This is a genomic window from Nocardia sp. NPDC004582, from assembly GCF_053602115.1.
In genome coordinates, this window is record NZ_JBSGCY010000048.1 from 18551 (window position 1) to 43627 (window position 25077).

The following is a 25077-nucleotide window of genomic DNA, read 5'->3' on the forward strand; positions in this document are numbered from 1 at the left end:
TTATCCTCGAATACATGAGTTCCCCAAGCGCCTCGCTCACGGTCTGGGCCGGTTCCTGGCTGGCAGGTCGTAGCGCCCCCGACGATGTGCTCGACGAACTGCGCGCTTGGGCCCCGCAGCAGACCGTGGCCGCCGGAGACCCTGTCACCGGTGGGCACACCGGGCTGCCGTGGGCATCCGACGAAGACCCCACGGCGGTGGCCGGAGCGGGAATCATGGTGCTGCTCAAGATTATTCGCGAGGCGTACAACGGGCCCGAAGCGCAGGTTCGGCTGGTGCTTCCGATCCCCGGGGACGTGCGGGGCATGCCCGTCGGCACCGAATTCGCGGCCGCCGCAACCGAAGCCGAGGAAGGCATCCTCGTCGGCGCGCCCGGGACCACCGGGACCGGGCTCGTACCGGTGTGGACCGATGACGACGCGTTGCAATGGCGGGTGTACTCCACGCCCATCCCATTGAGCCTCGCGCCGGAGATGCCGTTGGGCGAGGCCGAATACACCATGCGGGAAGCCGTGCGCGATGCGGCGGACGCGTTGCAGCAGATGCACACCACGCGGGTCGGGTCGGGCGGCGTCGCACCGCGGGATCTGGTGGAAGCCGAGCTGGCCGGGCATTCCCGGCACAAGTATCCGGATTCGATGCCGCTGCGGGCGCGGCGGATTCTCGACACCGCCGATCAGGTCGCGGCGATCCTGACCGTCGCCGAGCGGGAACCGGCGTCCGCACCGACCTCGGCGACCGCGGTGGCGGCTCAGGAGGCGTTGTTGCGGCCGCTGTGGAACGCGATTCGCGCGGCTCGATTGGCTGCCGTTCACGCTCGCTGACTGTCCGATTCGTTCAAGAGAATCAGGGTGGCCCGCGCCTAGGGTTCGGGCATGGGAATTCGTCTGAACGTGATCGGGATCGTGGTTGCCGATATGGGGGCATCGCTGGAGTTCTATCGGCGGTTGGGGGTGGAGTTCGCGGACGGGGCGGAGAAGGAGCCGCATGTCGACGCGGATCTGGGTGGGGGTGTGAAGCTGATGCTCGATACCGAGGAGACGGTTCGGTCGTTTCGGCCGGATTGGGTGGCGGTGCCGGGGGCGGGGCGGATCGGGCTGGCTTGCGACTGCGGGTCGCCGGGTGGGGTGGATGCGAAGTTCGAGGAGTTGGTTGGGGCTGGGTATCGGGCGGAGTTGAAGCCGTTCGATGCGTTCTGGGGGCAGAGGTATGCGACGGTGCTCGACCCCGATGGGCACGGGGTGGATCTGTACGCGGCATTGGGGTGAGACGCCCGAGTGTGAAGAGCGGAAAGCCGAAGAGCGGAAAGCCAAAGAAGAAGAGATAAAAGAAGGAAGAGATAAAAGACGCCTGGAGAAGGAAGAGAGGGCGGCTGAGTTTACGAGGCCGCCTCGCCTTCCAGCTGCCTCGAGGTTCGGCCGTGAATCCTCCCGGTGTGAGAGAAGGGCAGCAGGCGGGCTTGGGTCCGAGTTGGGTCGTTGCCTCGAAGTTCTTTCGGGTTCTTGTCTCGAGAAGGTGATGCGTGCAGTCCGTGGGCTGGGATCGGCGGGAAACGGATCCCAGCCCGGCGTCAGCCCCAGTCCGGCAGGGCAGGCGACGCGACCACACTCCATGTTGTTTTGCGCACGCCAGCAGCGCACGAGCGGCTGGGTGTCATGCTGCCCGTGAGCGCCACGTTCGGCAGCTGGAATCGATGGCAGCGGCGATCGCCTGCCCGACGTGATGGCGCTCGTTCACTTGTGGGGTGCCGGTAGGGTCAAGACTCTTCGGCGCAATCCACCCAGTGCGGCCCGCATAGGGCGAGTCTTTACCCATCACAACGGTTTTCCAGCCGTCGGGGCCGTCGTTGATCAACGCGTGGCAGTGGTCGCACGCGAGTGTGAGGTTGTTGATGTCGGTGGGTCCGCCCTTGGCCCAATCATTGACGTGGTGCGCGGCGCACATATTGGCGGGTTGTTCACAGCCCGGTCGGGTGCAGCCTTTGTCTCTGGCCAACAGGGCCAATCGTTGGGCGCGGTTGGCGGTGCGGCGGGAACGCCGCAGGTAGAGCGGCATTCCGTCGCCGTCGAGGACCGCGATCACCGGCTTAGTGCCCTCGGCCATCTTCAACGCTTCATTAATGGAGATCTGAGTGCCCGAGCCGGTGGTGGCGACGCCGGTGCCGTTCTCCAGGTCGGTCAGGCTCATCGTGAGCACCACCTCGACGGGCAGTCCACGGTGCATGCCCAGGGTCCGCATGTTCACACCCGGCTGGACCAACGCCAGCAGCGCATCGTGGGTGCGCTGCCCGGCATCGCGACAGTCGCGCCGCGCGGCGGCGTCGAGAACACTGTCGGCGATGAACCGGCCGGTGGCGGTTGGGCTTTCGGGGTCTTCGACGTTGCACATGCCCGGCCGAGCCAGCTTGGCGAACACTGCGTCCAGGCACGCCCGCAGTTCCGGGGTGATCCACCCTTCGATGCGCGACATGCCGTCCACGCCCGGGCGGCACACCGTGATCCCGCGACGGCGACGACGGTCGGCATCGGAGACAACCTTCCCGTCCGGATCCAGGCGCGCGAGGATGTCGCGCCCGATCTTCAACAGGTCATCGGGCCACCCGTTGCGCGAGTAGTCGACCAGGATCTGCTCGGCCTCGGCCCGCGCTTCGGTAGGCACGTCCACGGGCAGGTGGTTCATGACGTCCATGATGTGACGCACGTGATCGCGGGAAATGTCCCCAGCCGCAAACGCTTCGGCGGTCACCGGCAATACCGGCGGAGCGACGTGTCCGGTCTGTTGCACGAATTCGCCGCAGTGGTGGGTGATCTTCACCCGCACCGACGCGTCATACCGCGACAGGCCCAAGGTGTGCCGCAGGAACGGCACCATCTTCCCCGCCCCACTACGCGAATGCAGCGACCGTTCTCCCGCTTCGATGATCAAACGCGTATCCAGGGCAGCCAATTGACGCTTGCAGGTCTCGAGCTGCCGCATCAACGACACAACATCCTCATCGGAGAAGTCGGTCATCTTCCCACCCTGAATGGTTTCGTTCAGGGTCGAGACCACGGCCGCCAGTTCAGCGATACCGCAGTCCTCGAGTGTCACCCCCACCGAATTCATGCCCCAATTCTATCGCCAATTCAACCCACCCACAGTCGAATCACGAAGTGATATAACAATATTCAGAACGACCGCGCTTCCAAATTCCACCCCAGCAACTTCATCGGCGACATCCCCGAGAACTCTCGAACATCACGCGTCAAATGCGCCTGATCCGCATACCCCGAAGCGACCGCTACGTCCGCAAGCCCCATTCCACCACGCGCCAATGCCAACGCCCGCTGCATTCTCAGCACCCGCCCCAGCGTCTTCGGCCCATACCCGAACGCCGCAAGCGATATTCGATGCAACCGACGCGGCCCCGTGCCCAACTCTTCAGCGATAGCCGCGACCGAGCTGCCCGACCGTAGCGATGCCACAAGGAATCGCACCACCGGATCGATCGGATCGGCTCGGCCCGCGCGCCAGCGAGCTACTACCTCCAGCCCGACGGCCGGACTCGATGCTCGTGCGATGAGCTCCGATGCGGTGCGCAGATCGGCGGGTGACCACAACTCGGCGAGATCAGCCCTGGCGTCGCGGAGTTCGTACGCGGGAACTCCGAGTAGCGCCGGAGCCGTCCCCGGGTAGAAGCGGATACCCGCGATCCGCTCGGCGAAGCCCGGCTCCGGCATATAGGCCCGAGTGTCCGGTCCCGCCACCGACAGTCGACCGTCGATCCACAGCAGGTCCATGCAACCGTCCGGCAGCACCGGCGGATCGGTGTCCGAGATGCCGCCGCGACACCAGATCACCGCGCCGTCGACGATCGACGGTCGCTCCCGGTAGCCTTGCGAGGCATGGACAGTCGTCACGACGTGCGCACCCGACCAGGCGCTGACCTCGAAATACGCTGAAACTCAGCACTGTTCGGCAGCTCGTGCACAGTTGCACGAGATGTCGTTTGGCACACAGTGCAATATTGCACGTTATGCCGTCGCCGGGTCGGCGCTGTCGGAGACTTCGACCACGTGCTCATCCTGCCCCGGCTTCCACACCGTCACTTCCATGCGCCCGTCGACGATCTCCACCGACGACGCCCCGGTCAGTTCCACCGCGTAGAACGGCTCGAACTTGCGTCCGCGCAGGTCGAATCCGCTTTCGGCGAAGAGGTCTTCCGCCCAGCGCCGCTGCAGCGCCGGATCCTGCACGTCGCGCACCGTGCCGAAAACCTTCACGTCGCCGTCGCTGACCTGGGTGTCGACGGTCGCCGTGTGCAGGCAGAAGCGCGGGTCGCGGGCCAGATCGGCGAACTTGGTGGTGCCCGGCATGCCCACCAGCCACAGCTCACCCTCGAAGATGCGCGGTTCCAGGGGGCTGATGCGCGGTGAGCCGTCTTTGCGCAGGGTGGCAAGCATGCAGAGGTTGCCGGTGGCGGCGTGACGACGGATGAAGATTCCCGAGATGCGAGGTGCGGCCGTGGCGAACTCGTTCCATGACGTCATATCCGCGACCGTACGCGCAGGGTCCGACAAATCCGTCCACCGAAATCCGGCTCCTTCTGTTTGAATGGCCCGATGTCGTACTCCCGCCGGCTCGCCGTCCTCGCCGCGGCGCTCATCGGCTGCGCAGTGCCCGCCCCCGCCCATGCCGTGGTCGGCGGCACCGAGGTCCAGGCCGGTGATCATCCCTGGCTGGCCACGGTCGGCACACCACTGTTCTTCCCGCGCGCCTCGGGCCAGTTCTGCGGCGGCGCGCTCATCGCACCGGACCGGGTGCTCACCGCCGCGCACTGCGTGCAACTCGCGCAGCTGCTGCCGCAGGCGCTCACCGTCACCTTCGACCGCAGCGACCTCACCTCACGTGACGGAACGACCGTCAGTGTCACCGACGTCCGCCTGCACCCCGACTTTCGCAGCGACACCGTCGACGGCGTCGATGTCTACCACCACGACCTCGCGATCCTGACGCTCGCGCACCCGCAGTCCCGGCCGACCGTCCCGATCGCCACACCCCACGGCAGCACCGGCAGCGTGCTCGGCTGGGGCGGGACCAGCGAGGCCGACATCGCCAACACCGTGCTGCGGCAGGCCTCCGTCCCGATGGTGTCCGACGCCGACTGCGCCGCCGCCTATCCGGGCGCCTTCGACGCCGCCGACATGGTGTGCGCCGGTTCCACCGATGCCGACACCGGCGAATTCGACAGTGGCGGGCCGCTGCTCATCGACGGGCAGCTGGTCGGCATCACCTCCTGGGCGCGCGGGACCGCGCGGGCCGGTTACCCGACCGTCTACACGCGCCTGCCCGCACCGTTCTGACGGTCAGACCTTCGCGGCCGACTGCTCGAACGCGAACACACCGGCGGGGTCGTAGTGTTTGGCGATTCCGCGTAACCGGGACGCGTTGTCGCCGTAATAGGCGGTCGCCCAGTTGGATAGTCCGGGGTCGATGTAATTGACGAAGGCCGTATTGCCGGTCAAGACGCCGAGACCGTCTCGCACTTCATTCACCGCGGTTCGCGCCTCGGGTGTGGTGGCACCGACGTAGATCTGGGCGGTGGCCACTGCGCCTCGATAGGGAAAAGCCGTGTCCTTCGCTCCGATTCGCGCCGGCGCGCCGGACATACTGTCGAGCAGAACATCCATTCCACTGCGACCGGTCAGCAAGGCGGTCAACTTGCTCGGGTCCGCCAGCGGTTTCGTCAGCACTCGCGAAGACGCCGTGAAGGACTCCCGACCGAGCACTCCCCCACCATTCCAATCCGGGCGGCACTGCTCGACCGAGTAATTCGCGCAGCCACCGAAATACATCATGGCCGAAAGGTAATCCTTGGTGAGGGAATACCTGTTGGACGGTTGTGTCTTCGTGGCCGCGACCAGTTTGTCGAGCAGGGTGTTCATGGTGGCCTCCGACCCGACATAACATCCGTTGATCCGGCACGTCGGCGGGCTCCCGGCGGAAATACCCAGGGTGGACCAGAATTCGTCGGGCGCGGAGGCCGTGAACGTCTGCCACGCGCCGAGGACATCGGTCAGCGACCCGGCCGGGAAGCGGACCTGGAAGACCGCCAGCCGTGGTGCCGCGACGGTCTTGAAGGTGAACGAGGTGACGATGCCGAAGTTGCCGCCGCCCCCACCGCGCAGCGCCCAGAACAGGTCGGGTTCCGACGTCGCCGAGGCGGTGCGCAGGGTTCCGTCGGCGGTGACCACCTGCGCCGAGATCAGGTTGTCACAGGTCAATCCGTACTTGCCGGTCAAGACGCCGAGGCCGCCGCCCAGGGTCAGGCCGGCGATCCCGACCGTCGGGCAGGAGCCCGCGGGCAGACAGCGGCCCGCCTTGGCCAGAGCGGAGTACACGTCCATCAGCCGTGCGCCCGCACCGATGATCGCGGTGCCGTCGGGTTTCACCTCCACCCCGCTCATGGACCCCAGATCGACGACCAAGCCGTTGTCGGGTGTCGAGTACCCGCCGTAGCTGTGCCCACCGCTGCGCGCGGCCACCGGGATCTTCGCGCTCGCCGCGGCATTCACACACGCCTGCACATCGGACGCGCTCGTCACCTGGGCGATCGCCGCCGGACGGCGGGTGTCGAACACCGGATTGAAAGCCAGTTTGGCTGTCCCGTAACCGGAATCGGACGGCAGCTTCAGTGTTCCGGACAAACGGGTCCGGAGTCCTTCCCAATCGACCTGCCCCGCAGGTGTTTCCGCACGCGGCAGGCCTTCCGGTACGCAACCGGTGACCGAGCTCAGCCCGGCCAGCCCGACTCCGAGCGCGGTCGCCCGCAACAGGTTTCGACGATTGATCGCCATGACGGCGCACCTCCCCCGAGGTCACGCCCGACTGCGCGGGCGCGAACGAACCATTCAACGGTTCGTTATCGCCGCCCGGAACAGACGCGTTTCAGCCAAGCAGTCCGTCGGCGAGCCGGGCCCAGTCCGAGAGAACCTGCTTGCGGCGCAGACGATCTCGGCCCACCATCTCGTCCAGGGTGGCGCCGCGCACCAGGTTGATGGTGAGCCAGAAGGCGGCTTCCAGACGTTCGCGCGGGACGTCGACGAAACGGCCGCAGGCGTCGAGCAGTTCGACGGTCAGATCGTGCTGCACACGCAGCATGTCGCGGCGTAGTTCCTTGTCATTGGCGATGCCGACGTACAGCTCCACCGCGGCCTTGCCCAGCTTGCCCGCGAACGGCGCGGTCACCAGCTCGACCAGCACCTCACCCGGCGACGACTCCCCCGGCAGCGTGCGCTCCCGCCGCCGCAACGCCTCGCCCTGCCGCTGCGTCAGATGCTCGATGGTCTGGGCGAACAATTCCTGCCTGGTGTGAAAGTGGTGCAGCTGCGCGCCCCGGGTCACCCCGGCCCGCGCGGTGATATCGGCGATCGAGGCGCTCGCGTACCCGACCTCCGCCAGGCTGTCGATGGCGGCGTCGAGCAGCAGGGCTCGGGTGCGGAGGCTCTTCTCCTGGTGCTTGTTCGGGGGTAGACCGGATACCACCTGGTCAGTCTAGCCGCCTTGCAAAATTGCGTGCTGCCTTGCACGCAATTGGGTGTCGGTCGTACTGTGACCTCATGCCCGTCGATCGTTTGCTGCCCACGTCCGAAGCCCGCGACCTCATCGAGCTCACCCGCGATATCGCGGACAAGGTGCTCGAGCCGATCGCGGCCGACTACGAGAAGCAGGAGCGCTACCCCGAGGAAGCGTTCCGGGCGCTCGGCGCGGCGGGGCTGCTGAGCCTGCCGTATCCGGAGGAGTTCGGCGGGGGCGGCCAGCCCTACGAGGTGTACCTCCAGGTGCTGGAAGAACTGGGCGCGCGGTGGGCGGCGGTCGCGGTGGCGGTCAGCGTGCACAGCCTGTCCTGCCACCCGCTCTTCGCCTACGGCACCGACGAGCAGCAGCAGCGCTGGCTGCCGGAGATGCTGTCGGGCAATCTCATCGGCGCCTACAGCCTGTCCGAGTCGCACGCCGGATCCGATGCCGCGGCACTGCGCTGCCGGGCCGTCGAGGCCGACGGCGGCTACCGGATCACCGGCACCAAGGCGTGGATCACCAACGGCGGCAAGGCCGACTACTACACGCTGTTCGCCCGCACCGGTGAGGGCTCGCGCGGCATCTCCTGCTTCCTGGTGCCCGCCGGCACCGAGGGACTGACCTTCGGCAAGCCCGAGGAGAAGATGGGCCTGCGCGCGGTCCCCACCACCAGCGCCGCCTACGACGACGCGTTCGTGCCCGCCGAGCGCCTCCTCGGCGCACCGGGCCAAGGTCTCCCGATCGCGTTCAGCGCCTTGGACTCCGGCCGGCTGGGCATCGCCGCCGTCGCCACCGGCATCGCGCAGCGCGCCCTCGACGACGCCGTCGCCTACGCCAAGCAGCGCGAGGCGTTCGGCCGCGCCATCATCGACCACCAGGGCCTGGGCTTCGTCCTCGCCGACATGGCCGCCGCCGTCGACTCCGCCCGCGCCACCTACCTCGACGCCGCCCGCCGCCGCGACGCCGGACTCCCCTACTCCCGCCAGGCCAGCGTCGCCAAGCTCATCGCCACCGACGCCGCCATGAAGGTCACCACCGACGCCGTCCAGGTCCTCGGCGGCTACGGCTACACCCAGGACTTCCCCGTCGAGCGCTACATGCGCGAAGCCAAGATCACCCAGATCTTCGAGGGTACCAACCAGATCCAGCGGCTGGTCATCGCGCGGTCACTGGCCAACGACTGAGCGTCGGGCGGAAGGCAGAGTTCTGCCGTCCCGCGCGGGGGCGCGGGACGGCGGTGAAAGATGGTCAGCAGCTGCCGAATTGGCACCACCACGGCGACTGCTGGTAGCCACCACGGTTCTGGCCGCCCCAGTTGTCGTCGTAGTCGCGGTGCCAGCGCCAGTCGTTGTCGCGGTCGCGGTACTCCCAGTGGCCGCGATTGTGGTCGCAGTCGCTGTTCTGCCAGCGGCCCCGTTCCTGTTGCCAGCTCCAGTTGCCGCTGTGGTCGCAGTCGCGGTACCAGTTGTTGTCGTTGTCCGACAAGGTGAGCGGCTCGGCGAGGGCGGGTGCGGCGTAGCCCAGGGGCAGCACGAGGAGCGAGCCCAGCACGAACGCCCGGGCCAGCCGGCGGCGTGCGGATGTCCTCTCGGAGATAGTCATGGCCATACCTCGGGTCGGCACGGCCATGAAGGCGTCAGGAATGTGCACCCTCGACCGACGTGGCAACCCACGCACACTGCGCTCTACTGGCGGATTCGTGACCGTGGCAAGGGAATCCGGGACCACCGGTCGTGGCCCGCGGAAGATCGATGCTCGGTCCGGCCTCAGTCTAATCCCGCCAACTGCCGAAAAGAAGGGTCTCACCGGGACGAATGCCGCGGTGAGACCCTCGCTTCACCGCTACGCCGTGGTCTCGCGCCGGGGCAGCTTCCAGCCCGGACGCGGGAAGTGGCAGGTGTAGCCGTTCGGGTAGCGGACCAGGTAGTCCTGGTGCTCCGGCTCGGCGTCCCAGAACGCGCTCGCCGGGGTCACCTCGGTGACCACCTTGCCCGGCCACAGGCCCGAGGCGTCCACATCGGCGATGGTGTCCTCGGCGACCCGCTTCTGCTCGTCATCCAGGTAGAAGATGGCGGAGCGGTAGCTCGAGCCGATGTCGTTGCCCTGCCGGTCCTTGGTGCTCGGATCGTGGATCTGGAAGAAGAACTCCAGCAGCGCACGGTAATCGGTCCGCGCAGGGTCGTAGACGATCTCCACGGCCTCCGCGTGCCCGGGGTGATTGCGATAGGTCGGGTTGTCGTTGCTGCCGCCGGTGTACCCGACCCGGGTGTCGACCACTCCGGGCTGGCGCCGGATCAGATCCTGCATGCCCCAGAAGCAGCCGCCCGCCAGAATCGCCTTGCCGCTCCGCCTCTCCGCGCTTGTGTCGGTCACGCTTCCTCCTTCGTGAACAGCGTCTTGTACTGTCCGTAGCCTTCGGATTCCAGATCGTCGCGATGCACGAAGCGCAGCGACGCCGAATTGATGCAGTAGCGCAGCCCGCCCGCCTCGCGCGGGCCATCGGGGAACACATGGCCCAGATGGCTGTCACCGTGCACCGAACGCACCTCGGTGCGCACCATGAAATGGCTGACGTCGCGCTTCTCGGCCACATTCGACGCGTCGATCGGCCTGGTGAAACTCGGCCACCCCGACCCGCTCTCGAACTTGTCCGTCGACGCGAACAACGGCTCCCCGGACACCACGTCCACATAGATACCGGGCTCATGGTTGTCCCAGTACTCGCCGGTGAACGCCCGCTCGGTGCCGTTCTCCTGGGTGACGTGATACTGCTCGGGCGACAGCGCCGCCACCGCCGCCGGATTCCGGTTGTACTCCCGTGCCACATGACCTCCTTGGTAGGCCCCAGCTACAACCCACCCTGCCCGACGGAAAGTCCATCCGCGAGCCCGCGTCATACTTCTGTCACCTTTGCCCGCCGGGCATACTCACCAGCGTGAGCGAACCCGCCGACGACACCGACGACGATCAGGTGCCCGCGTGGGCGCGGCGCACCGCCGGGGAATCGCGCTGGGCGGCCACCGCGGCGGTCGTCGGGATCCTGCTGGTGCAGTTCCTCCTGCCGCCCGAATACTCGGCCGGGCCCAACTGGGTCGTGCCGATCGTCGGGTTCGCGCTGCTGATCATCCTGATGGTCGCCAACCCGGTGCGGCTCGACCGCGAGGACGTCCGGTTGCGGCGATTCAGCCTGCTGCTGATGGCGCTGCTCGGCTTCGGCATGGTGTGGTCGGTGGCCCATTTGGTGAAATCGCTGATCAACGGGACCGCCGCGAACGACGCCGCCGGGCTGCTCGGCTCGGGCGCCGCGGTCTGGCTGTCCAATGTGCTGGTGTTCGCGCTCTGGTACTGGGATTTCGACCGGGGCGGTCCGGCCGCGCGCGCCCACGCGCGCAAGCCGTATCCGGATTTCCTGTGGGTCCAGATGCAGAATCCGGAACTCGCCGATCCCGACTGGGAGCCGCAATTCCCGGATTATCTGTATCTGTCGTTCACCAACGCGACCGCCTTCAGCCCCACCGACGTGATGCCGATGACCCGCTGGGCCAAGCTCCTCATGATGGTGCAGTCCGGGATCTCCCTCGTCACCGTGAGCCTGGTCGTCGCCCGCGCGGTGAATGTCCTGCACTGACGGGCGAATCGGTCAGCGGTTGAAGAACATGTCGGCCACCAGCATGACCACCGCGATCGCGACGAACGCCGCGGCGAACATGATGGACTGGCCGATGGTGCCGACGATGCCGGCGGCGAGGAACAGCGTCAGGACGGGGGCCCAGACGAAGAGGTCGGGCGAGCCGAAGGTGCGCTGCGGCTTGCGGGCGGCGGTGCCGCCGGAGGCGGGCTGACGGCGTTGCGGGGTTCCGCGTCCGGGTGTAGTCACCTGGGCGAGACTACAATTCGGCGGCCGCCGGTGCCACCGCGGGTCGGCGCGGCGGCAGCGCGCAGCAGCCGACCACGCAAGGGGCGCCGTCGACGGTGCAGCCCAGGCCGGTGATGTCGCTCAGCCGCGCGGGGGCTGCCGCGGTCAGGTACTCCCGCACCAGATCCGCGACCATGCGCGCGAAACGCGGGTCCGGGCCGGGGGTGGCGGCGCGGGCGAAGGCCATGCCCAGTTCGGCGGCCCGCTCCTTCACCTCGTTGTCGAGGTCCCAGATCACCTCGAGGTGGTCGGAGACGAAACCGACCGGGCACACCACCACGGCGTCCACACCCTGTTCGGCGAGCGCGTCGAGATGATCGACGATGTCGGGGTCCAGCCACGGCACCTGCGGCGGACCCGAGCGCGACTGCCACACCAGGTCGTAGGAGTCGAATCCGGTTGCCTCCGCGCACAATCGGGCCGCCTCGGCGACCTGACGGCTGTAGAGACGCTGCTCCGCGGGCGGGCCGGAGGCGATATCGGCGGAGACCGGCACGGAATGCGCGGTGAAGACCAAGCGGGCCGAATCACGCTTGTCCCGCGGCAATTCCGCGACCGCCGCGCGAATCGCGTCCGCGAACGCCGCGACGAACAGCGGATGATCGAAATATTGGCGCAGCTTCACTAATTCGGGGGCATCGGCGACCGCGGCGCGGGCGCGCGTGATGTCCTCCTGGTATTGCAGGCACCCCGAATACCCGCCCCACGCGGAGGTCGGGAACACCAGCGCCGAGCGGACGCCGTCGGCGCGCATGCCCTCGACGGTCGCCTCGACCATGGGATGCCAGTTGCGATTGCCGAAATACACCGGCAGATCGATACCGCGGGCGGCGAATTCGGCCTCGATCGCCTTGATGATGTCGAGGTTCAGGGCGTTGATCGGGGACACCCCGCCGAAGTGCAGATAGTGCTGCGCGACTTCGGCGAGGCGTTCCGGCGGCACGCCCCGGCCCCGAGTGACGTTCTCCAGGAACGGCATCACGTCCTCGGGACGCTCGGGACCGCCGAAGGACAGCAGTAGCAGGGCGTCCACTTCACGAGCCGCAGGCTCCCCAGCCACTGCTCTCCTCCTCGAAAACTCGAACCGCTGACGATCAGTTGGAGCCGAAACCGGCTTCCGGGAACCAGGTGTTGTGGCTGGCGCCGCCGTCGACGTAGATGATCGAACCGGTGGTGGCGGGCAGCCAATCCGACAGCAGGGCCACGATGGACTTGGCCACCGCGGTCGGGTCGTCGACATTCCAGCCGATCGGCGACGCGCCGTCCCAGTACTCGTTGAGCATGTTCAGCTGCTTGGCGTCGTCGGTGGCGGTACCCGCGATGGCCTTGGCCGCGAGGGTCTTGATCGGACCGGCCGCGATCAGGTTGGAGCGAACCTTCTTGGCGGCGCCCGCTTCCCGCGCGACATAGCGGTTCACCGACTCCAGCGCCGCCTTGGCGACACCCATCCAGTTGTAGTACGGCATCGCGGTGCGCGGATCGAAGTCCATGCCGACGATGGAGCCGCCCTCGTTCATGGCGGGCAGCACGGCGCGCGCCAGCGAGGCGTAGGACCACGCCGAGATCTCGAACGCCTTGGCCGCGTCCGGGCCGGGGGCGTCGAGGAAGTTCACCGCGTCCGGGCCCATCAGGGTCTTGGGCGCGAAGGCGATCGAGTGCAGCACGCCGTCGATGCCCTCCGGCGCCAGCTCACGCAGCTTCTCCGGCAGCTCGGCCAGGTTCTCCTCGCTGGTGACGTCCAGACCGATGGCCGGGGGCACCTCCTGCGGCAGGCGCTTGGCGATGCGGTCGATGAGGCGCAGCCGCTCCGGGATGCCGGTGATGATCACCTTCGCGCCCTGCTCCTGCGCGACCGCGGCCGCGTGGAAGGCGATGGACGAGTCGGTGATGATGCCGGTGATGAGTACGGTCTTGCCTGCGAGCAATCCAGCCATGGGGTGGTGGGTTCTCCTCGTTAGAAATGCTGGGGGTGAGGGTTCGGGTCGGGCCTGAGCGGAAGGCTCAGTGGCCCATGCCCATTCCGCCGTCGACGGGGATGATCGCGCCGGAGACGTAGCGAGAATCCTCGGAGGCCAGGAAGCTGACGACCGCCGCGACGTCCTCGGCCTGGCCGAGACGCTGCAGCGGAATGAACTTCTTGGCGGTCTCCTTCAGGTCCTCGGGCAGCTCGGCCGTCATATCGGTCTCGATGAAGCCGGGAGCGACCACATTGGCGGTGATGTTGCGCGAACCCAGTTCGCGGGTCACCGAGCGGGCCAGGCCGATCACACCGGCCTTGGAGGAGGCGTAGTTGATCTGGCCGGGGCCACCGCCCAGACCGACCACCGAGCCCAGGAAGATCATGCGGCCCCAGCGGGCGCGCAGCATGGCGCGGTTGGCGCGCTTGGCGCAACGGAAGGCGCCGGTCAGGTTGGCGTCGATGACCCGGGTGAACTGCTCCTCGGTCATGCGCATCAGCAGGGTGTCATCGGTGATGCCCGCGTTCGCGACCAGCACCTCGACCGGACCCTGGTGCTCCTCCACCTCGGAGAACGCCCGATCGACCGATTCGCTATCGGTCACATCGCATTTCACGCCGAAAAGACCCTCGGGAACGCCGGACCCGCGGTGGGTGACGGCGACCTTGTGTCCGTCGGCGAGCAGGCGCTGGGCGACCGCGAGCCCGATGCCGCGATTACCGCCGGTCACCAGGACCGACCGGGATGTGATGTTCGACATAGACGCAAACCTATCTGTTCGTGTTCGGGACTCGGCGCGCGGTACCGATTTACGGCAGACGCTGACGATAGAGCAACGCGGCCACCAACCCGGCGGCAGTCACCACCAAACCCAGCAGCAACCACGGGCGGCTGGCGTCGGCGACGGTTGTCTCGAAGCCGATCTGCTCTTCCAAGTGCGCGTAGACGTTCTTGAGTTCTTCCAGCGTGGAGGCGGTGAAGAATTCACCGCCGGACAGCTTCGCGATCTCGCGCAGCGAATCGTCGTCCACCGGGACGCGTACGCGCTGGGAGCCCTTGCCGTCCTGGTCGGGGATCTCCACGGTGCCCCACGTGGTGCCGAACGAAATCGTCGACACCGGAATGCCTTTCTCCTTCGCCAGACGCGCGGCGGTGAAGCCGTGGCGGGGATTCTCGACATCCTTGTCGTCCGGGACGGTCTGCTTACCGTCGGACATGAGCACCACCTGGGCCGGCGGCGGCTTCTCCGCACCCGGCAGCACCGAGGCCAGGGTGTCGATGGACTGCAACGCGGTCAGGATGCCCTCACCGGTGGCGGTGCGCTCGGCCAGCTTCATGGTGTCGATGGCGGCCTTGACCGCCTCCCGATTCGTGGTCGGCGACACCTGCACCGACGCGGTACCCGCGAAGGTGACCAGACCCAGGTTGATACCCGGGGTCAGATTGTCCGCGAACTCCTTGGCGGCCTTCTTGGCCACCTGGATCCGGCTGGGCGGCACATCGGTCGCCTCCATCGACAGCGACACGTCGATCACCAGGATCACCGTGGCGCGGTTGCGGGGCACCTTCTTCGCCGCGGTCGGACCGGCCGCGGCGAAGGTGAGGAACATGAGGCCCACCAGGGTCACCGCGACGGGAATGTGCCGCCACGGCTTGGGCTGGCGGGGCGCCACCTTCTCCAGCATCTCCATATTGGAGAAGCGCAGCATCTGTTTGCGACGCCGCTGCTGCATCAGGATGTAGATCAGCGCCGCCAGCGCGATCACGGCCAGGAAGGCCAGCCAATACTGGTAGGCGAAATGCGAAAGGCTGAAGGTCAGCTCGCCGATAGTCACTGGCGCGGCACCCGTCCGGCGTTCGGGGCGCCAAAGGTGTGGCGCCGGGTGGACACGAATCGAACCACGTCCGCGATCCAGTCGCCGTCGGTGCGCAGGGTCATCACCGGCGCACCGCAACTGCGCAGCGCCTGCTCGACCTGCTCGCGATGGCCTTGGGCGGCGCGCGCGAAATCGGCGCGGAGCGTGGGGGTCACACTGAATTCCCGGGTCCGTCCGGTCTCCGGGTCGTGCAGGACCACATCGCCGAGATCCGGGAGCTCCAGATCGCGCGGGTCCAGCACCTCGACGCCGAGCAGATCGTGGCGGCCGGAGATGGCGCGCAGCGACCGCTGCCAGTCGATATCGCCCAGGAAGTCGGAAATGACCACGGCCAGACCGCGTTTGCGCTGCGGGCGGCGCAACGCCTCGATCGCGCCGCGCAGATCACCGCGGACACCGTCGGGGGCGTGCGGGGTGGTCGCGATCTTGCGCAGCAACGACTGCTCGTGCACCCGGCCGCTGCGGGCCGGAATGCGGATCAGCTCATCGCCATTGGCCACCACCGCGCCGATCCGGTTGCCGCCGCCGCTGGTCAGATGCGTGACCGCGGCCGCCGCGGCGACCACCAGATCCCGCTTCTCGCACAGCGCGGTACCGAAATCGAGGCTGGCCGACAGGTCGACCACCAGCCAGGTCTCCAGCTCGCGGTCGGCGATCATCTGCCGCACGTGCGGGTGGGTGGTGCGGGCGGTGACCGACCAATCCATCTGCCGCACATCGTCGCCGGGCTGATACATGCGGGCATCGCCGGGCTCGGAGCCGGGACCCGGGATCAGGCCCAGGTGGTCACCGTGCAGCACGCCGTCCAGGCGCCGGCGCACGGTGAGTTCGAGCGTCCGCAGCGCCGCCGACAACCGCGGGTCGGTGAGCTGACCCTGCCGGAACGACGGCGGGGCGTGCTGGGATTCGCTGGGAGTTGAGATCGTCACGGGCGCAATCGATTCCGTGGCCACCTACTTCGGCTGCGGCTGACCGGGGACGCCGGGCATCTGACCGTTCGGAGGCTGCGGGATGCCCGGCTGCGGCGGTTGCGGGATGCCCTGGGCGGGCACGCCCGGCTGCTGCGGGACACCCGGCTGCGGCACCGCGGCCGGGATCGGGGCGGGCGCGCCGGCCGGGGCGTTGGCCTGGGCCGCGACCTGCGGCAGGCCGACGGTCTGCAGCACGCGCTTGATCACGTCGTCCGGGCTGACCTCGTCGGCCAGGGCGTCGTAGGACAGCACCAGGCGATGGCGCAGCACGTCCGGGATCACCTCGACCACGTCCTGCGGGACCACGTAGTCGCGGCCGCGGATCAGCGCCACCGCGCGGGCGGCGGCGATGATGCCCAGCGAGGCGCGCGGCGACGCGCCGTAGGAGATCCAGCCGGCTACGTCCTGCATGCCGAAGTCGGCGGGCTTACGGGTCGCGGCGATCACCCGGACCACGTAGTCGACCAGCGCGTGGTGCACGAAGGTGTTGGCGGCGACGTTCTGCAGCCGCACCAGCTCGGCCGGGTCCAGGACCCGCTTGGGCTCCGGCGGGGTGACACCCATCCGGTAGATGATCTCGCGCTCCTCCTCCACCGAGGGGTAGTCGACGACCACCTTGAACAGGAAGCGGTCGCGCTGCGCCTCGGGCAGCGGGTACACGCCTTCCGATTCGATCGGGTTCTGAGTCGCCATGACCAGGAACGGATTCGGCATCGGATAGGTCTTGCCGCCGATGGACACGTGCCGCTCGGCCATCACCTCGAGCAGTGCGGACTGCACCTTGGCGGGCGCGCGGTTGATCTCGTCGGCGAGCACGAAGTTGGCGACCACCGGGCCCAGCTCGGTGTCGAACTCCTCGCGGCCCTGCCGGTAGATGCGGGTACCGACGAGGTCGGTGGGCACCAGGTCCGGGGTGAACTGCACGCGCGAGAAGCTGCCGCCCACCACGGTCGCGAAGGTCTCCACGGCCAGGGTCTTGGCGATACCCGGCACGCCTTCGAGCAGCACGTGCCCCTTGGCGAGAACACCGACCAACAGCCGCTCGACCAGCCGATCCTGACCGACGATCACGCGTTTGACTTCGTAGATCGCCTTTTCCAGGGTCTGGACATCGCGCTCGAGGGTGCTCGGAGCCGAAGGTGCGTCCTTCACCGTGCTTACCCCGCTCACACCGTCAGTCGAAGTCACCAACATCCCCGCTTTCGCCTTGGTCCTGTGCGTTCCGCCCCAACTATTCCAGGTATCTCGCGTGATTGCCGCACCCGCCCGCGATCGGGGCGCGAAATTTCGGCGCGAAATGTGGCTTTCAGCTAATCCGGAGCCGGATCGGCGGCCGGGCGGGTCAATTCGCGCAGCGCCGCCGCCGACGCGGTGCCGGGCTCGGCGCTGTAGACGACCAGGGCGCGGACACCGGGGTCGGCGGGCAGATTCAGGAACTCGAAATCCAGGCGCAGCTCACCCATGCGCGGATGGTCCAGGTGGTAGCGGCCGTAGGCGAGATCGCTGACATCGTGCGATTCCCACATGTAGCGGAATTGATCGCTGGCCGCGGTCATGGTGGCGACCAGGTCGCGCAAGGCCCGGTCGTCCGGGCGGGCGCTGGCCCGCAGACGCAGGTAGGTGACCACGCGCCGGGCCATGTCGGGCCAGGTGGGCGCGGTGATCCGGCGGACCCGGTCGTCGAGGAAGATCAGATGCGCCCAGGTGCGCTCGGCGGCGGGCACCGCGTCGAAGTCGACGTCGAAGACCACGCTCGCGGCGCGGTTCCAGGCCAGGATGTCGGTGCGGTGGCCGACCACATAGGCCGGGTTCGGGTCCAGGGCGGTCACCAGTTGCCGCAGGCGGGGCCGCAGCCGGGGCGGCTCGGACATCCCGTCGGCGGGCGGATGCGCCAGGTTGCGCAGGTGCAGCCGTTCGTCGGAGTCCAGGCGCAGGGCGGTGGCGATCGCGTCGAGGACGGAATCGGAGACATTGTCCACGCGGCCCCGCTCGACGCGGACGTAGTAGTCGGCGCTGATCCCCGCCAGCTGGGCCAGTTCCTCGCGGCGCAGCCCAGGGACCCGCCGGCGGGTGCCGTACACCGTGAGGCCGACGTCCTCGGGGCGCAACCGGGCCCGCCGGGACCGCAGGAACGCGCCGATCTGCGAGGACTCTTCCACGACCGGACATCCTAGAGGGGTTCTCGCAAACCCCCGTGTCGGCGAGCCCCGGGATCGACCGGGCTCTGGCCGCGAGTTCGCGGCGCGCGCACGCTGATTCGCATGAACCGAGCTTTGATCGTGATCGATGTCCAGAACGAGTACGTGACCGGGCGGCTGCCCATCGCCTATCCCCCGCTGGATGTCAGCCTGGCCAATATCGCGGCCGCCATGGACGCCGCGCGGCGTGCCGGAATTCCGGTGGTCGTGGTGCAGCATGTCGCGCCCGCCGAGTCGCCCGTCTTCGCGCGCGGCGGAACGGGATTCGCGCTGCACCCCACCGTCGCCGAGCGGCCGTGGGACCTGCTGGTGGAGAAGACCCTGCCGTCCAGCTTCCCCGAGACGGGGCTGGCGCAATGGCTCGCCGAGCGGGACGTGGACACCATCGTGGTCTGCGGGTACATGACGCAGAACTGCGACGAGTCGACCGCGCGGGACGCGGTGCACCGGGGCTTCGCGGTGGAATTCCTCTCCGATGCCACCGGCACGCTCGCCCTGACGAATCAGGCCGGGGCGGTCGCGGCCAAGGAGTTGCACGAAGCGGTGCTGGTGGTGATGCAGTCGCGATTCGCGGCGGTGGCGACCACCGCGGAATGGATCGAAACCATCACCGGCGGAGCCGAATTGGAGCGATCCGGGATCCTCGCCAGCGCCACGACCGCACGGCCGTGAGCGGCGCGCTGCAGATACCGGCCTGGCTGGATCTGACAGCGGTGGCGGTCGGCGCGCTCACCGGAGCCGTCACCGCCACCCGCCACGCCGATCGCATCGACGCGATCGGCGTGGCGGTCATCGCCATCGCGACCGGGCTGGGTGGGAGCATGCTGCGCGACGCGGCGCTCGGACAGCTTCCGGCCGCCTTGCGCGGAGACCGCTACCTGATCGCCGCGCTGCTGGCGGCGGGCGCCGGAATGGCCTTCGCGCGCTGGCTGGTTCGCGCGGCCGGGGTGCTCGCGGTGTGCGACGCGGCGGCGCTGGGCATGTACCTGGCGCTGGGCATCACCAAAGCGCAGGCCGCCGGCGTCGCGGCGACCGGGGCGGTGCTGGTCGGCGTGCTGGCCTGCACGGGCGGCGGGGTGGCGCGCGACCTGCTGCTCGGCGATCCGGTCGGTCTCGTCCGGGTCGGATCCTGGTATGTCACCGCCGCGCTCGGCGCGGCCGGGGTGTTCCTGCTGTGTCAGCCGCGGACCGGGATGACCGTGGCCACCGGCGCGGCCGCGGCGACCGCCTTCGCTTTGCGCACCGCGGCGCTGCGGTGGCGGTGGTCGACCCCGGCCGTCAGGCAGCCGCGAGCCTGACCAGTGCTAGCGCCGGAGCGTGGTCGACCGCTCGAGCACGAGCTCGATCGCGTCCGCGACCGGCGTGTGGCCCTCGGTGAGCTCGAGGATCATGCGGTTGAGGGCCGGGCGGTGCAGGGCCACATCGATGAAGGCGGCGACGTCGTCGCGGCGCACATCGCCGTATTCGATCGCCAGTCCGGCGGTGACCAGACCGCTGCCCGGTTCGTCGCGCAGGGTTCCGGGACGGATGATCAGCCAGTCCAGGTCGGTGCCGACCAGGTAGGCGTCGGCGGTCTTCTTCACCCGCATGTAGTGCTCGAAGCCCGGCGTGGTCTCGCGGTCGCGGCCCGCGTCCGGGAACACCGAGACCAGGACGAAGCGGGCAACACCGGCGAAGCGGGCGGCGTCGGCGGCTTTCTCCAGCCCCCGGCCGTCGATGAGGCTGGTCTGGTCCGTACCGGTGCCGTGCGCGCCCGCGGAGAAGACGATGGCGTCGTGGCCGTGGAACTTGGCGGCCAGGTCGTCCACCGAATCGGCGATCAGGTCGCCGTGCAGCGGGATCGCGCCGGTCGCGGCGATGACCTCGGCCTGCGCCGGGCCGCGATGCATGCCGGTCACCTCGTCACCGCGGGCGGTGAGCAGGGTCGCCAGGCGGCGGCCGATACCGCCGGCCGCGCCGATCTGGAACACCTTCACGATGACTCCTCTCGTAGGCGGTACGAGTCCAGCTTCCCACCCGCGCCGCGGTGATGGCACGCAGGCATTTCGGGCCGGTGTCGAGAAAGTTTCCGGACCCAGGATCGCTGGGGCGGAAGTGCGCCTATTCTTGCGAATGTCTCTGCCGCCGACCGTTTCTCCGCCGGTAGCGTTATCCGTATCGGTCGACGGTGTCCGGTGCTACGGGATGTGGTGTGCAGTGTGGGATTTCGAGGTTTCGCCCAAGCAATCCATCGGCGAAACGGTGTTGCAGGAACTACAGGAGCGGGCCGCCGCGGAGGGAGTCGCGCTACGGGTGGGGGTGGTCGTCGAGCACAATGACTCGGTGCTGATGCTCGAGCACGAAGAGCATGTCGAAGGGCGCAGTCCGCTGCACCTGCCGGGCACCGTGGTGCGACCGGGCGAGTCGCTGGCCAGCGCGGTGGTGCGGGCCGTGCGCGAGGAGACCGGTCTCGCGGTCACCGATATCGTGCGCCACCTCGGCAGCTTCGACTATCTGTCCAGCGCCGGGAAACCGGTGCGCCGGGAGCATTTCGCCGCGGTGGTGGCCAGCGCCGGACCGGTGCGGGTGACCAACTACGCCGAATACCGGTGGGTGCCGCTGACCGGGGACCTGCCGGTCACCTCCTCGATCCGGCGCATCCTCACGGCCTACCAGGAGTAGCCGGATCCGGGTCGTCGGTGGCCGGGTCGGAGCCGCGGACGAGATGCGACAGCGCTTGCGCGGCAACATGATCGCGCAGGCGCGCCACCGCCGGGGTCGGCCGGTGGCTGCCCGAGACCAGGCCGATGCTGCGGTCGCGCGCACCGGCCAGGGTCACGCGGGCCAGGCCCGGGTGCGCGACCTCCGGGGCGGGCAGCACCGCGATGCCGAGATTCTGGGCGACCAGGGCGCGCAGCGTCTCGAACTCGGTGATCTCGAAACCGACGCGCGGGGTGAATCCGGCCTCGGCGCACCAGGAGTCGAACAGCCGACGCAGGTGGTAGGTCGGTGGGTTGGCGATGAACGGCTGGTCGGCCAGCTCCGCCAGCTCGACCTCGGCACGGGCGGCCAGGGGGTGGGTGTCGGCCACGTACAGGTGCAGGCGCTGGTGACCCAGGATGATCGCGGGCAGGTCGTCGGGGGCCGGGATGGTGACGGCCAGATCCAGGCGGCCCTCGCGGACCATCTCGGTCAAGGCGCTGCCGTGGGCCTGCACGAGGTGCAGCCGGATCCGGGGCGCACCGGCGTGGAAATCGGCCAGCAGTGACGGGATGCTGACCGGGCCGAGGGTGAACGGGAAACCGAAGCGGACCAGGCCGCTGTCGGGATCGGCGTCGCCGCGGACCACGTCCACGGCATCGGTGAGGGCTTGCACCAGGCCGCGGGTGCGTTCGAACAGTTCCTGACCGGCGGGGGTGAGGGCCACTCGGCGACCGACCGGTTGGAAGAGTTTCACCCCGACCGCCTGCTCGACCGCCTTCAACCGGCGGCTCAGCGACGACTGCGGCACCCCCAGCCGCTGGGCCGCCCGCGTGACATGCCCCTCCCCCGCGGCCGCGTCGAACGCCGCGAGCAACGGAATCAGGGCCTCCACCTGCGACGACGCCAATTCATCCATATTCGGATCATAATCGCCCGGAATGGGCATTGGACGGATGGATACGCGCGGCGTGACGATGACGAGGTACCCGCAGCCCAGGAGGTCACGCAGATGGACAACCACGCCGCACCCACCGAATCCACAACGGACACAGAGATTCTCGATGTCGTGCTGATCGGCGGCGGCATCATGTCGGCCACGCTCGGCGCGATGATCGCGGCGCTGCGACCGGATTGGTCGATGGCCCTGCTGGAGCGGCTCGACCGGGTCGCCGCGGAGAGCTCCGATCCGTGGAACAACGCGGGCACCGGGCACTCGGGCCTGTGCGAACTCAACTACATGCCGGATCCGGGCGATGCGGGAAAGGCGGCCGAGATCGCGTCGATGTTCGCGCTGTCCCGGCAGTTCTGGGCCGGACTGGCCGAGCGGGGCGCGCTGGCCGACACCGGATTCGTCACCGCGACACCGCATATGGATGTGGTGTTCGGCGAGCGCGATGTCACCTACCTGCGTCGGCGATTCGAGACCCTGCGCGCGCTGCCCGCCTTCGCGGCCATGGAGTACAGCGAGGACCCGGCCGTCATCGCGGACTGGGCTCCCCTGCTCATGGCGGGCCGCGAGCCGGGGCGACCGGTGGCGGCCACCCGGTTCGAGGCGGGCACCGATGTCGATTTCGGGGCGCTGACCGAGTCACTCGTGCGGGCCATGACCGACGCGGGCGCGCAGGTGCGCACCGGTCACGAGGTCACCAGGCTGCGTCGCGACGCCGACGGGATCTGGACGGTGACAGGTAAGGACCGGAACCGCAAGCGGCGCTTCACCATCCGCGCTCGATTCGTGTTCGTGGGAGCCGGCGGATACGCGCTGAAGCTGCTGCAGCGGGCCCGCGTCCCCGAGGTGCGCGGCTACGGCGTCTTCCCGGTCGGCGCGCAGTTCCTGCGCACCGACAACCCCGAGGTCGTGGCCCGCCACGAGGCGAAGGTCTACAGCCAGGCCCTGCTGGGGGCTCCCCCGATGTCGGTACCGCACTTGGACAAGCGCAATGTCGGCGGCGAGTCGTCGCTGCTGTTCGGCCCCTACGCGACGTTCAGCACCCGACTGTTGAAGCACGGCAGGCTGATCGACCTGTTCACCACGCTGCGGCTGACGAACATCGTGGTGCTGGCGGCGGCGGGACTGCAGAATCTGCCGCTGGTGCGTTATCTGATCGGCGAGCTGCTCGCGACCCGGCGGCGCAAGTTCGCTCAGCTGCGGCGCTTCTACCCCGAGGCCGACCCGGCCGACTGGTATCTGGTCCAGGCCGGGCAACGCGCGCAACTGGTGAAGCCCGACCGCGACCGGGTGGGTGTGCTGACCATGGGCACCGAGCTGGTCACCGGCGCCGACGGCACCATCGCGGGCTTGCTGGGCGCGTCCCCCGGCGCGTCGACCGCGCCCGCGATCATGATCGAACTCCTCGAACGGTGCTTCCCGCGGCAGCGTTCGCAGTGGGAGCCGGGTCTGCGGCAGCTGGTGCCGGGTTACGCCGTGGGCTCGAACTCCCAGAGCACGGGCCCCGACGCCGCGGTGGGGATCGGGAAGTAGCTGTGATGATCGGCCGGATCGACCACGACGATGTGCGCGCCGTCGGCCAGATGCGCGGCGCCCAGGGGAGCCGGGTGCCCGGTGCGGGCGTCCAGCACACTCACCCAGCCGCTCTCGGCGGCCACGTAGATCCGCTGCGCGCCGGGATCATAGGCGAGTACGTCGGGGGTCCGGCCGACGGTGTTCCGGTCGGTGACAGCGTGTTTCGCCAGATCGACGGTGGCGAGCGTGGCGTTGTCCTCGCATCCGACGTACATCAGCTGCCGGGCCGCGTCCAGCGCCTGACCGTGCGGTCCCGAGCAGCCGGGCGTCGGGATGCGGTCGGTGACCGACAGCGAGCCGGGGTCGATGACCGCCAGATCGCCCCGGCCCTGCACGGCCACGACCATGCGGTCCGGGCCCGGGTCGTAGACGACATTGCCGACCTCGCCGCCCAGCGTGACCGTGCCGCGGGCCTGTCCGGTGCCGGCGTCGACGACCGACTCGCTGCCCGCGCGTTCGTTGGTGGTCCAGACGGCGTCGCGAACCGGGTCGAAGGCCAGACCGTCCGGATAGGCCCCGGTCGGCGCCGTGAACAGCACCGAACCGGTGTCCTCGTCCAGCGCGACGAGCTGATCACGCCCGGTCACCGTCGCGTACACCCGGTGTTTCTCCGGGACGACCAGCACGCCGTGGACATCCGGGGTGTCGGCGATGGTACGCACCACGCGGTGCGCGCGGACATCGACCTCGACGATCTCACCGGCCCCCATATGCGCCAGGAACAGCAGTCCGCGACCGGAATCCAGGCTCGCGTAATCGAATCGGGCCGAGCCGCCCGGCAGGTCGACCTCGGCGACCTTCCGCAGCGGCAGCGGGCCGCCGGTGGTGGCCGGACCGGATGAGCAGCCCGCGATCAGCGCGATCGCGGTCAGCGCCCATCCGGCTCGTCTCGACCACATCCGGCTCACCTCACGCGGGTCAGCGGACGCCGCGGAACAGCTCGGCGGCCGCGTCGGCGGCGGGCTCGATCAGGCGGGGATCGTCGTAGAAGTCGATCTGGCCGACCGAGTCCAGCCACAGCTCCGATTTCGGGGATGCCACCCCAGCGTAGAACTCGCGCGCCCACGGCGGCATCAGCGCGTTGTCCGAGTGCACCAGCAGGAACGGCACCGAGAGCCGCGCGGCCGCCTCCTGGGCGTCGAAACCCGCGGTGTGCTCGAAGGATTCGACCGCGAAACCGTTCGTGTAGTTGGGGACCACGCCGCGCGGGGTGCCGTAGTACTCGAACGCCTCGGTCAAGGGCATGGCCACGTCGCCGTTGTCGGCGGCCACCGCCGGGATGGTCTGGACCTCGCCGGTGGCGAGGCGGCGCTCGCGCGCCCGGCGGCCGCGCTCGACCACCGCCGGATCGGCCGGGTTGGCGGCCGCGTCGGCGTACACGCCCGCGACGCCCG

Annotated in this window: 29 protein-coding genes; 9 read left to right on the top strand and 20 right to left on the bottom strand. The window is 68.7% G+C overall.

Annotation, left to right across the window (positions count from 1 at the left end; genetic code table 11):
- Positions 1–14 precede the first annotated feature (14 nt).
- Positions 15–824, top strand: a complete 810-nt coding sequence (locus ACWELJ_RS15920) for a hypothetical protein (protein WP_452366883.1) — start codon at positions 15–17, stop codon at positions 822–824.
- 51 nt (positions 825–875) lie between these two features.
- Positions 876–1268, top strand: coding sequence for a VOC family protein (locus tag ACWELJ_RS15925; protein WP_452366884.1), 393 nt, complete (start codon positions 876–878; stop codon positions 1266–1268).
- Between the two features lie 385 nt (positions 1269–1653).
- Here ACWELJ_RS15925 and ACWELJ_RS15930 read toward each other — a convergent pair whose 3' ends face one another.
- The 3 genes from ACWELJ_RS15930 to ACWELJ_RS15940 all read right to left on the bottom strand — a co-directional run bounded on the left by ACWELJ_RS15930 (position 1654) and on the right by ACWELJ_RS15940 (position 4529).
- Complete coding sequence (locus ACWELJ_RS15930; RefSeq protein WP_452366885.1) at positions 1654–3105, bottom strand: DUF222 domain-containing protein; 1452 nt, start codon at positions 3103–3105, stop codon at positions 1654–1656.
- A gap of 62 nt (positions 3106–3167) precedes the next feature.
- The gene (locus ACWELJ_RS15935) at positions 3168–3899 is read right to left on the bottom strand and encodes a helix-turn-helix domain-containing protein (protein WP_452366886.1); all 732 of its coding nucleotides are present in this window, start codon (positions 3897–3899) and stop codon (positions 3168–3170) included.
- A gap of 114 nt (positions 3900–4013) precedes the next feature.
- Positions 4014–4529 carry a pyridoxamine 5'-phosphate oxidase family protein gene (locus ACWELJ_RS15940; RefSeq protein ID WP_452366887.1) on the bottom strand — a complete coding sequence of 172 codons (516 nt, stop codon included), beginning with the start codon at positions 4527–4529 and terminating at the stop codon, positions 4014–4016.
- Positions 4530–4601: 72 nt separating this feature from the next.
- On the opposite strand from ACWELJ_RS15940, the gene ACWELJ_RS15945 reads away from it, so the two are divergent.
- The gene (locus tag ACWELJ_RS15945; RefSeq protein WP_452366888.1) at positions 4602–5342 is read left to right on the top strand and encodes a S1 family peptidase; all 741 of its coding nucleotides are present in this window, start codon (positions 4602–4604) and stop codon (positions 5340–5342) included.
- 3 nt (positions 5343–5345) lie between these two features.
- Here the strand turns inward: ACWELJ_RS15945 and ACWELJ_RS15950 are convergent, their stop codons facing one another.
- Together ACWELJ_RS15950 and ACWELJ_RS15955 are read right to left on the bottom strand one after the other, a co-directional pair.
- Positions 5346–6836 carry an FAD-binding oxidoreductase gene (locus ACWELJ_RS15950; protein ID WP_452366889.1) on the bottom strand — a complete coding sequence of 497 codons (1491 nt, stop codon included), beginning with the start codon at positions 6834–6836 and terminating at the stop codon, positions 5346–5348.
- Between the two features lie 91 nt (positions 6837–6927).
- The gene (locus ACWELJ_RS15955; RefSeq protein WP_452366890.1) at positions 6928–7524 is read right to left on the bottom strand and encodes a TetR/AcrR family transcriptional regulator; all 597 of its coding nucleotides are present in this window, start codon (positions 7522–7524) and stop codon (positions 6928–6930) included.
- Positions 7525–7598: 74 nt separating this feature from the next.
- On the opposite strand from ACWELJ_RS15955, the gene ACWELJ_RS15960 reads away from it, so the two are divergent.
- Positions 7599–8741 (top strand): acyl-CoA dehydrogenase family protein, encoded by a 1143-nt coding sequence (locus tag ACWELJ_RS15960; RefSeq protein WP_452366891.1) that lies wholly within the window; start codon positions 7599–7601, stop codon positions 8739–8741.
- Positions 8742–8805: 64 nt separating this feature from the next.
- Here the strand turns inward: ACWELJ_RS15960 and ACWELJ_RS15965 are convergent, their stop codons facing one another.
- The 3 genes from ACWELJ_RS15965 to msrB form a co-directional block, all read right to left on the bottom strand.
- Positions 8806–9159, bottom strand: a complete 354-nt coding sequence (locus tag ACWELJ_RS15965; RefSeq protein WP_452366892.1) for a hypothetical protein — start codon at positions 9157–9159, stop codon at positions 8806–8808.
- Positions 9160–9399: 240 nt separating this feature from the next.
- Entirely contained in the window at positions 9400–9930 is a 531-nt protein-coding gene (gene msrA / locus ACWELJ_RS15970; RefSeq protein WP_452366893.1) for a peptide-methionine (S)-S-oxide reductase MsrA, read from the bottom strand.
- A complete protein-coding gene (gene msrB, locus ACWELJ_RS15975; protein ID WP_452366894.1) occupies positions 9927–10382 on the bottom strand; it encodes a peptide-methionine (R)-S-oxide reductase MsrB in 456 nt (151 codons plus the stop codon). Before msrB ends, msrA begins: the two co-directional genes overlap by 4 nt.
- Before the next feature lie 110 nt (positions 10383–10492).
- On the opposite strand from msrB, the gene ACWELJ_RS15980 reads away from it, so the two are divergent.
- Positions 10493–11185 carry a hypothetical protein gene (locus ACWELJ_RS15980; RefSeq protein ID WP_452366895.1) on the top strand — a complete coding sequence of 231 codons (693 nt, stop codon included), beginning with the start codon at positions 10493–10495 and terminating at the stop codon, positions 11183–11185.
- Between the two features lie 12 nt (positions 11186–11197).
- Here ACWELJ_RS15980 and ACWELJ_RS15985 read toward each other — a convergent pair whose 3' ends face one another.
- The 8 genes from ACWELJ_RS15985 to ACWELJ_RS16020 all read right to left on the bottom strand — a co-directional run bounded on the left by ACWELJ_RS15985 (position 11198) and on the right by ACWELJ_RS16020 (position 18438).
- The gene (locus tag ACWELJ_RS15985) at positions 11198–11434 is read right to left on the bottom strand and encodes a hypothetical protein (RefSeq protein ID WP_452366896.1); all 237 of its coding nucleotides are present in this window, start codon (positions 11432–11434) and stop codon (positions 11198–11200) included.
- Between the two features lie 10 nt (positions 11435–11444).
- Positions 11445–12533: a ferrochelatase gene (locus ACWELJ_RS15990; RefSeq protein ID WP_452366897.1), complete on the bottom strand. Its 1089-nt coding sequence runs from the start codon at positions 12531–12533 to the stop codon at positions 11445–11447.
- A gap of 34 nt (positions 12534–12567) precedes the next feature.
- Positions 12568–13407, bottom strand: coding sequence for an NADH-dependent enoyl-ACP reductase InhA (gene inhA / locus ACWELJ_RS15995; RefSeq protein ID WP_452366898.1), 840 nt, complete (start codon positions 13405–13407; stop codon positions 12568–12570).
- A gap of 67 nt (positions 13408–13474) precedes the next feature.
- Positions 13475–14191 (bottom strand): 3-oxoacyl-ACP reductase FabG1, encoded by a 717-nt coding sequence (gene fabG1, locus ACWELJ_RS16000; protein WP_452366899.1) that lies wholly within the window; start codon positions 14189–14191, stop codon positions 13475–13477.
- Positions 14192–14240: 49 nt separating this feature from the next.
- Positions 14241–15266 (bottom strand): VWA domain-containing protein, encoded by a 1026-nt coding sequence (locus ACWELJ_RS16005; RefSeq protein ID WP_357276959.1) that lies wholly within the window; start codon positions 15264–15266, stop codon positions 14241–14243.
- Positions 15263–16237 (bottom strand): DUF58 domain-containing protein, encoded by a 975-nt coding sequence (locus tag ACWELJ_RS16010; RefSeq protein WP_452366900.1) that lies wholly within the window; start codon positions 16235–16237, stop codon positions 15263–15265. The genes ACWELJ_RS16005 and ACWELJ_RS16010 overlap by 4 nt, the downstream gene beginning before the upstream one ends.
- Before the next feature lie 24 nt (positions 16238–16261).
- A complete protein-coding gene (locus ACWELJ_RS16015; protein WP_452366901.1) occupies positions 16262–17473 on the bottom strand; it encodes an AAA family ATPase in 1212 nt (403 codons plus the stop codon).
- Positions 17474–17589: 116 nt separating this feature from the next.
- Positions 17590–18438: a helix-turn-helix domain-containing protein gene (locus ACWELJ_RS16020; protein ID WP_452366902.1), complete on the bottom strand. Its 849-nt coding sequence runs from the start codon at positions 18436–18438 to the stop codon at positions 17590–17592.
- Between the two features lie 102 nt (positions 18439–18540).
- Between ACWELJ_RS16020 and ACWELJ_RS16025 the strand changes: the two genes are divergently transcribed.
- Together ACWELJ_RS16025 and ACWELJ_RS16030 are read left to right on the top strand one after the other, a co-directional pair.
- Positions 18541–19149, top strand: a complete 609-nt coding sequence (locus tag ACWELJ_RS16025; protein WP_379098892.1) for a cysteine hydrolase family protein — start codon at positions 18541–18543, stop codon at positions 19147–19149.
- Positions 19146–19775: a trimeric intracellular cation channel family protein gene (locus tag ACWELJ_RS16030; RefSeq protein ID WP_452366903.1), complete on the top strand. Its 630-nt coding sequence runs from the start codon at positions 19146–19148 to the stop codon at positions 19773–19775. The genes ACWELJ_RS16025 and ACWELJ_RS16030 overlap by 4 nt, the downstream gene beginning before the upstream one ends.
- Positions 19776–19781: 6 nt before the next feature.
- On the opposite strand, the gene ACWELJ_RS16035 is transcribed toward ACWELJ_RS16030, so the two are convergent.
- Complete coding sequence (locus ACWELJ_RS16035; RefSeq protein ID WP_452366904.1) at positions 19782–20453, bottom strand: NAD(P)H-binding protein; 672 nt, start codon at positions 20451–20453, stop codon at positions 19782–19784.
- A 220-nt stretch (positions 20454–20673) separates the two neighbouring features.
- Between ACWELJ_RS16035 and ACWELJ_RS16040 the strand changes: the two genes are divergently transcribed.
- On the top strand, positions 20674–21138 hold the full coding sequence (locus tag ACWELJ_RS16040; RefSeq protein WP_452366905.1) for an NUDIX hydrolase: 465 nt from the start codon (positions 20674–20676) through the stop codon (positions 21136–21138).
- Here the strand turns inward: ACWELJ_RS16040 and ACWELJ_RS16045 are convergent.
- Complete coding sequence (locus tag ACWELJ_RS16045) at positions 21119–22075, bottom strand: LysR family transcriptional regulator (RefSeq protein ID WP_452366906.1); 957 nt, start codon at positions 22073–22075, stop codon at positions 21119–21121. The genes ACWELJ_RS16040 and ACWELJ_RS16045 overlap by 20 nt on opposite strands.
- Positions 22076–22168: 93 nt before the next feature.
- Between ACWELJ_RS16045 and mqo the strand changes: the two genes are divergently transcribed.
- Positions 22169–23641, top strand: coding sequence for a malate dehydrogenase (quinone) (gene mqo, locus ACWELJ_RS16050; RefSeq protein ID WP_452366907.1), 1473 nt, complete (start codon positions 22169–22171; stop codon positions 23639–23641).
- Here the strand turns inward: mqo and ACWELJ_RS16055 are convergent.
- Together ACWELJ_RS16055 and ACWELJ_RS16060 are read right to left on the bottom strand one after the other, a co-directional pair.
- On the bottom strand, positions 23578–24582 hold the full coding sequence (locus ACWELJ_RS16055) for a YncE family protein (RefSeq protein ID WP_452366908.1): 1005 nt from the start codon (positions 24580–24582) through the stop codon (positions 23578–23580). The two genes, mqo and ACWELJ_RS16055, sit on opposite strands and share 64 nt — an antisense overlap.
- Positions 24583–24601: 19 nt before the next feature.
- A partial coding sequence (locus ACWELJ_RS16060; protein WP_452366909.1) for a hypothetical protein occupies positions 24602–25077 on the bottom strand: 476 nt, incomplete at its 5' end.